The following is a 6,418-nucleotide window of genomic DNA, read 5'->3' as shown; positions in this document are numbered from 1 at the left end:
GTGGGGAGGGGTCGATGGTGCGGTCGGGGTCGGGCTCCAGGCGGCGTTCGATCTGGGCCGAGGTGAGGCCGAGGCCGCCCAGGCGGAGGTCGTCCCAGCCCTGGAGGCGGTTGGTGGCGCGGCTGAAGTACAGGACGGACAGTTCGATCGGGGTCGGTTCCTCGTGTTCGAGGCCGCGGAGGCCGGCGCCGCCGGTGGAGCCCTGGACGAACAGGCGGGTTCCGGTGGGGAGGAGCTTGGTGGAGCGGGCGTGGGTGTGGCCGCCCAGGACGAGGGGGGTGACGCCGGAGAACGCCTCGCCCTCGGTCGGGTCGTGGGCGGCGACGATGTCGGGGACGGTGCCGGTTTCGCGGAGTTCGGCGGCCAGGCGGAGGCCCTCGGCGCGGATCTGGCCGGCGCCGGTGAAGTCGTCGCGGGTGCTCTTGTCGGGGGTGTAGCGGGGGTCGCCGACGCCGTAGATGCGCAGGCCCTTCACCTCGCGGGTCTCGTTGTCGAGGACGACGGCGTTCTCCTGGTCGGCCACGGCTTCCTCGGTGCCCTTGGAGTCGTGGTTGCCGCGTACGTAGACGTAGGGGACCTTGAGGTCGGAGATGTCGTCGGCGAATCGGTCCTCGGCGGCGCTGCCGTGGTCCATGAGGTCGCCCGTGTCGATGATCAGGTCGACCTTGAACTGGGTGGTGACGGACTTGATGACGTTCCAGGCGGCCGGGTTGAGGTGGATGTCGGAGACGTGCAGGACGCGGAGGGTGGACGGGTCCGGCTCGTAGGTCGGCAGCGTCGAGGTCGTGGTGTAGAGCTCGGAGACGTTGCCGACGAGGCGGGCGAGTTGGGCGCGGTATTCGGAGAAGCGCTCGACGATGCTGCGGGCGTCGCCGACGATCTGGGGGGCGTTGGCGAGCAGTCCGGTGTAGCGGGGCTCGGCGATCGAGTGGGGGTTGAACGTCGCCCAGCTCAGGATGATGACGCCGGTCAGGCCGAGGGCGGCGGAGGCCATGCCGAGGAAGGCGCGGCGCCAGGAGCGGAAGACGACCAGGCCGGCGAGGAAGCCGGCCAGGAGGGCGATCAGGGCGGCGCGGACGAGGACGGTGACGATGCCGTCGCGGATCTGTTCGGTGATCTGGTCGGTGAGGCGGTCGACCTCCGTGCCGTTCTCGATCAGTAGCTGCGCCTGCTCGGGACGGACGTCGGTGATGCTCGCCTCCAGCGAGACGGGTGCCCAGTGGGTGTCGAGCTGGAGGGAGCCGAGCGGGGGGAGTTCGAGGGTCGTCCCGCCGTGCAGGGACGGGCGGAGGGAGAGTTGGACGTCCGTGGGACCCACCGGGGTGACGGTCCGTCCGCCGAGGAGGAGGCCGGCGTAGCCCGCGGCGAGGCCGACGGCCATCACGAGGAGGACGCGGGAGGTGCGGCCGGTGACGACGGGGCGGACGCGGCGGGTGACGGGGGAGCAGAAGTCCCGGACGGGGGCGGTGCGGCCGTGGAGGGCGTCGCGGGTTCGGGTGACGCGAAGCCGCAGGGGCGCGAGGACGTTGGTCAGCGCTGCGCGGACCTTGGGCACGTGTTCCCCTTCTGTCGTGCAGGATGGCCAGTGTGATCGAGTTGTCGCGGGACGAGTTCGAGGACCTGGTGGGTGAGGCCCTCGACACCATCCCACCCGAGTTGACCGCCCACATGCGCAACGTCGTCATCGTCGTCGAGGACGAGGCACCCGAACGCGGCCTTCTCGGGCTGTACCAAGGCGTACCCCTCACCGAGCGCGGTGACTGGTACGGCGGCGTCCTGCCCGATCACATTTCGATCTACCGAAAAGAGATTCTCAAAATCTGCGACACCCCGGATGACGTGGTCGAAGAGGTGAGGATCACCGTGGTTCATGAGATCGCTCACCATTTCGGGATTGATGACGGGAGGCTACACGAGCTCGGATATTGACCCTGACGAATGCGCACTGTAGGTCACACAACTGCCACACAGCGTGAGTTAATAGGGAGGTCGCCCAACACCGGGCGGGCTGAACTGGAGCGTGCGTGGCGGGAAGGCAGGCCGGCAGGCATCGCCGTCCGCCGGAGGAGCAGGCGACCTACCGCGAGGTTTTCGCGGTGGGTGAGTTCCGTGCCCTCTGGCTGGCGCAGGCGCTGTCGTTCGTCGGCGATCAGTTGGCGCAGGTGGCGCTGGCCGTGCTCGTGTACGACAACACCAGGTCGCCGCTGCTGACCGCGCTGGTGTACGCGCTGACCTACATTCCGCCGATCGTGGGCGGGCCCGTGCTGTCCGGGCTGGCCGACCTGTTCCCGCGCCGCACCGTCATGATCGTCAGCGATGTGGTGCGCGCGGTGCTGGTGGCGCTGATGGCGGTGGTGCCGATGCCGGTCGGCGCGCTGTCGGCCCTGGTCTTCCTGACGGTCCTGCTGGGCGCGCCGTTCTCCGCGGCGCGCGCCGCGGTGCTGCCGGACGTCCTGGAGGGCGACCGGTTCGTGGCGGGGACGGCGATCAACAACATCACCCACCAGGGCACCCAGATGCTGGGGTTCCTGGCGGGCGGCGCGGTCGTCGCCGCCGTCGGGACGCACGAGGCCCTCGCCCTGAACGCGCTGACGTTCGGCGTGTCCGCCGTCATCCTGATCGGCGGGGTGCGGCGGAGGCCGGCGTCCAAGAGACGGAGTGCCGGCGACTCGCTCGGCCTGTGGCGCGGGACGCGGGACGGCGCGCGGCTGGTGTTCGGCGACCCGGTGCTCAGGTCACTGGTGCTGTTCGCATGGCTGTGCGCGTTCTACGTGGTCCCCGAGGGACTCGCCGCGCCGTACGCGGCGACGTTCGGCGGAGGCCCGGTCACGGTGGGCCTGCTGCTGTCGGCGATGCCGACGGGGATGGTCGTCGGCGCGTTCCTGTTCAGCCGGTTCGTGCGTCCCACGAACCGGCTGCGCGCGATGGGGTGGATGTCGATGCTCGCCTCCCTGCCGCTCATCGGGGCGGGCGTGCACCCGCCGCTGTGGGGCGTCGTCGCGCTGTGGGCGCTGTCCGGCGTCGGCAGCGCCTACCAGCTCGCGGCCAACGCGGCGTTCGTGACCGCGGTGCCGGCGGCGGGGCGGGGGCAGGCGTTCGGCCTCGCCCAGTCCGGCATCCTCGCCGGGCAGGGCGTCGGCATCCTCGTCGGCGGCGCGGCGACGCAGGTGCTCGGGCCGGAGACGGTGGTGGCGCTCGCGGGCGTGCTGGGCCTGTCGGCCGCCGCGGTCCTCACGCTCGTGTGGAACCAGGTCCGCGGCGACGTCATCGGGGGCGGGCGCCCCCTCGGCGCACCCGTGGTCGTCACCGCGTCCCACTCGGGCGGTGACCTGACCAGCGGTGTCAGCCGCTCGGCCTCCTAGGCGTTCGTGCGGTTCTTGTTGAAGGCGTTCTTGGACTTCTGCACGGCGTCCTGGACGGTCGGGGAGTCGCCGGCCTTCTTGAACAGGTCCTCCGCGATCGACTTCGGGGCGCCCTCCTCGGGGATGAGCACCCACGCGACCACGTAGAGGGCGATCCCGGCCCCGCCGAACAGGGTGAACACGGCGAGCCCGAGGCGGATGATGTTGGCGTCGATGCCGAGGTACTGCGCGGCGCCCGAGCAGACGCCGGCGAGCATCCGGCCGTCATGGGTGCGGCGCAGCTGCTTCTCCGGGGTTCCGGTGGTGTTCTTCTCCATGTCCATGCCTCGATCATGCCCATCCAGGAGCGTCTCTGACATCCGGATTCGCCCTGATCCGCCCCTGAGTGAACCCCTGCCCGTTCCGGCCGCCGCCCCCGACGTACGCTCGTGGGCGGAAGAACCCCTCGGGAGGAGGTCCGGATGGACGTGCTGCGGATCGACGACCAGTTCACCGACGAGGAGCGCATGGTCCGCGACACCGTGCGGACGTTCGTGACGGAACGGGTCGTGCCGCACGTGCCGGAATGGTTCGAGGACGGCACGTTCCCCGTCCGGGAGCTCGCCCCCGAACTGGGCAAGCTCGGACTGCTCGGCATGCATCTGGAGGGCTACGGCTGCGCCGGGATGAGCGCCGTCGCGTACGGGGTGGCGTGCCGGGAGCTGGAGGCCGCCGACTCGGGCCTGCGCAGCTTCGTCTCCGTGCAGGGGTCCCTGGCGATGACGGCGATCCACCGGTACGGGTCGGAGGAGCAGAAGGAGCGGTGGCTGCCGGGGATGGCGGCGGGGGAGGCGATCGGCTGCTTCGGCCTGACCGAGCCCGACCGCGGCTCCGACCCCGGCGACATGCTCACCCGCGCCCGCCGCGACGGCTCCGACTGGGTCCTGAACGGCGCCAAGATGTGGATCACGAACGGGTCGGCGGCCGACGTCGCCGTCGTCTGGGCGCAGACCGACGAGGGCATCCGCGGTTTCCTCGTCCCGAAGGACACCCCCGGGTTCACGACCGGTGACATCCACCGGAAGATCTCGCTGCGCGCGTCGATCACGTCCGAGCTCGTCCTGGCGGACGTGCGCGTTCCCGCGGACGCGATGCTCCCCGGCGCGCGGGGCCTCCGGGGGCCGCTCGGCTGCCTGTCGGAGGCGCGGTACGGCATCGTGTGGGGCGCGATCGGCGCCGGACGGTCCTGCTACGAGGCGGCGGTCGCCTACGCCAAGACCCGCGAGCAGTTCGGCAAACCCATAGCCGCGTTCCAGCTCACCCAGGAGAAGCTCGCCTGGATGGAGGTCGCCCTAGGGCAGGCGGGCCTTGTCGCCCTGCACATCGGGCGCCGCAAGGACGAGGGGAGCGTCACGCCGCAGCAGGTCTCGTTCGGCAAGCTCGCCAACGTCCGCGCCGCCATCGACGTCGCCCGGCAGGCCCGCACGGTCCTCGGCGCCAACGGGATCACCCTCGAATATCCCGTGATCCGGCACATGAACAACCTGGAGAGCGTCCTGACCTACGAGGGCACCCAGGAGGTGCATCTCCTCACGCTCGGGAAGGCGGTGACCGGGCTGGACGCGTTCCGTTAAGTGACACTGGACCCCTCCGCGTAGGGTTACTCAGTGGACGCCCGGCCACGGAGCTGGGCAGACTCGCCAGGTCAAGCGATCAACCCAGAGGGAGCGGCATGAGAGTCGGCATCGTGGGGGCCACCGGACAGGTCGGGGCCAAGATGCTCGAAATCCTGGCCGAACGCGCATTTCCCATCGACGAGCTGCGGCTGTTCGCCTCGGCCCGGTCGGCGGGCCGCAAGCTGCCGTGGAACGGCACCGAGGTCACCGTCGAGGACGCGACGGCCGCCGACTACTCCGGCCTCGACATCGTGCTGTTCTCCGCGGGCAAGACCACCTCGAAGGAACTCGCCCCGAAGGTCGCCGAGGCCGGCGCCGTCGTGATCGACAACTCGTCGGGCTGGCGCCTGGACCCGGACGTGCCGCTCGTGGTCGCCGAGGTCAACCCGCACGCCGCCGCGCACCGCCCCAAGGGGATCATCGCCAACCCGAACTGCACCACGATGGCGGCCATGCCCGTCCTGCGGCCGCTGCACGACGAGGCGGGTCTCGCCGCCATGGTCGTCTCCACCTACCAGGCCGTGTCCGGCAGCGGCCTCGCGGGCGTCGCCGAGCTGCACGACCAGGCGTCGAAGGTCGTGCAGGGCGCCGACAAGCTCACCCACTCCGGCTCCGCCCTGGAGTTCCCCGAGTCGTCGGTGTACGTGCGGCCGATCGCGTTCAACGTGCTGCCGATGGCCGGGTCGATCGTGGACGACGGCCTCGCCGAGACCGACGAGGAGCAGAAGCTCCGCAACGAGAGCCGCAAGATCCTGGAGATCCCGGAGCTGAAGGTGTCCGGCACGTGCGTCCGGGTGCCCGTGTTCACCGGTCACTCGCTCCAGATCAACGCCCGCTTCGAGCGCCCGATCACCCCCGAGCGGGCCGCCGAACTGCTGGCCACCGCCCCCGGCGTGGCCCTGTCCGACGTCCCGACCCCGCTGCAGGCCGCGGGCCAGGACCCGACGTTCGTGGGCCGCATCCGCCGCGACGAGACCGTCGGCAACGGCCTGGCCCTGTTCTGCTCCGGCGACAACCTCCGCAAGGGCGCGGCGCTCAACACCATCCAGATCGCGGAACTGCTCGTCGACGCCTAACCCGCCCGGCTGCCTCGCACCTCCAGGGAGTCCAGGAGGGCGGCGGTGCTGCGCGCGATCTCCGCGACGGCACGGTCGAACGCCTCCGCGTTGTGGGACGCGGGGGCGCGGAACCCCGAGATCTTGCGGACGTACTGCAGCGCCGCCGCCCGCACGTCGTCATCGGTCACGTCCGCCGAGTACGGCGGACGGAGCGTCTTGATGCTTCGGCACATACCCCCCATTGTGCCCCCCGCCCACGACATTCCGGCGCCCCCACCACGGACATCCGCATGCGCGAGGACCCCCAGGGCCCTTGTGCCTGACCAAAGCCATAGGCACAAGG

The 6,418-nt window shown here is 70.8% G+C and carries 7 protein-coding genes; 4 read left to right on the top strand and 3 right to left on the bottom strand.

Going from position 1 to position 6,418, the window contains the following annotated elements; genetic code table 11:
* Window positions 1–1,555 (bottom strand): metallophosphoesterase (locus E1289_RS35655; RefSeq protein ID WP_243713404.1); only part of this gene is annotated, 1,555 nt, incomplete at its 3' end.
* 32 nt (window positions 1,556–1,587) lie between these two features.
* Between E1289_RS35655 and E1289_RS35650 the strand changes: the two genes are divergently transcribed.
* Both E1289_RS35650 and E1289_RS35645 read left to right on the top strand, forming a co-directional pair.
* Window positions 1,588–1,929 carry a metallopeptidase family protein gene (locus tag E1289_RS35650; protein ID WP_131988273.1) on the top strand — a complete coding sequence of 114 codons (342 nt, stop codon included), beginning with the start codon at window positions 1,588–1,590 and terminating at the stop codon, window positions 1,927–1,929.
* Window positions 1,930–2,024: 95 nt separating this feature from the next.
* Window positions 2,025–3,362, top strand: coding sequence for an MFS transporter (locus tag E1289_RS35645; protein WP_131988271.1), 1,338 nt, complete (start codon window positions 2,025–2,027; stop codon window positions 3,360–3,362).
* Here the strand turns inward: E1289_RS35645 and E1289_RS35640 are convergent.
* Window positions 3,359–3,685 (bottom strand): PspC domain-containing protein, encoded by a 327-nt coding sequence (locus E1289_RS35640; protein ID WP_207929367.1) that lies wholly within the window; start codon window positions 3,683–3,685, stop codon window positions 3,359–3,361. The two genes, E1289_RS35645 and E1289_RS35640, sit on opposite strands and share 4 nt — an antisense overlap.
* 138 nt (window positions 3,686–3,823) lie before the next feature.
* On the opposite strand from E1289_RS35640, the gene E1289_RS35635 reads away from it, so the two are divergent.
* Entirely contained in the window at window positions 3,824–4,975 is a 1,152-nt protein-coding gene (locus E1289_RS35635) for an acyl-CoA dehydrogenase family protein (RefSeq protein WP_131988269.1), read from the top strand.
* Between the two features lie 98 nt (window positions 4,976–5,073).
* On the top strand, window positions 5,074–6,093 hold the full coding sequence (locus E1289_RS35630; protein ID WP_131988267.1) for an aspartate-semialdehyde dehydrogenase: 1,020 nt from the start codon (window positions 5,074–5,076) through the stop codon (window positions 6,091–6,093).
* Here E1289_RS35630 and E1289_RS35625 read toward each other — a convergent pair.
* On the bottom strand, window positions 6,090–6,308 hold the full coding sequence (locus tag E1289_RS35625; protein WP_131988265.1) for a DUF2277 domain-containing protein: 219 nt from the start codon (window positions 6,306–6,308) through the stop codon (window positions 6,090–6,092). The two genes, E1289_RS35630 and E1289_RS35625, sit on opposite strands and share 4 nt — an antisense overlap.
* Window positions 6,309–6,418: the final 110 nt, after the last annotated feature.

This window comes from Actinomadura sp. 6K520 (assembly GCF_004349245.1).
Classification (GTDB): Bacteria; Actinomycetota; Actinomycetes; order Streptosporangiales; family Streptosporangiaceae; genus Spirillospora.
The sequence above is the reverse complement of the archived record's forward strand: the minus strand, read 5'-3'. Positions and strand labels throughout refer to the sequence as shown.

What these genes read in the sequence shown, in the direction of transcription:
- E1289_RS35640 (WP_207929367.1), bottom strand. Translation starts at nt 3,685, where the DNA reads ATGGACATGGAGAAGAACACCACCGGAACCCCGGAGAAGCAGCTGCGC.
- E1289_RS35635 (WP_131988269.1), top strand. Translation starts at nt 3,824, where the DNA reads ATGGACGTGCTGCGGATCGACGACCAGTTCACCGACGAGGAGCGCATG.
- E1289_RS35630 (WP_131988267.1), top strand. Translation starts at nt 5,074, where the DNA reads ATGAGAGTCGGCATCGTGGGGGCCACCGGACAGGTCGGGGCCAAGATG.
- E1289_RS35625 (WP_131988265.1), bottom strand. Translation starts at nt 6,308, where the DNA reads ATGTGCCGAAGCATCAAGACGCTCCGTCCGCCGTACTCGGCGGACGTG.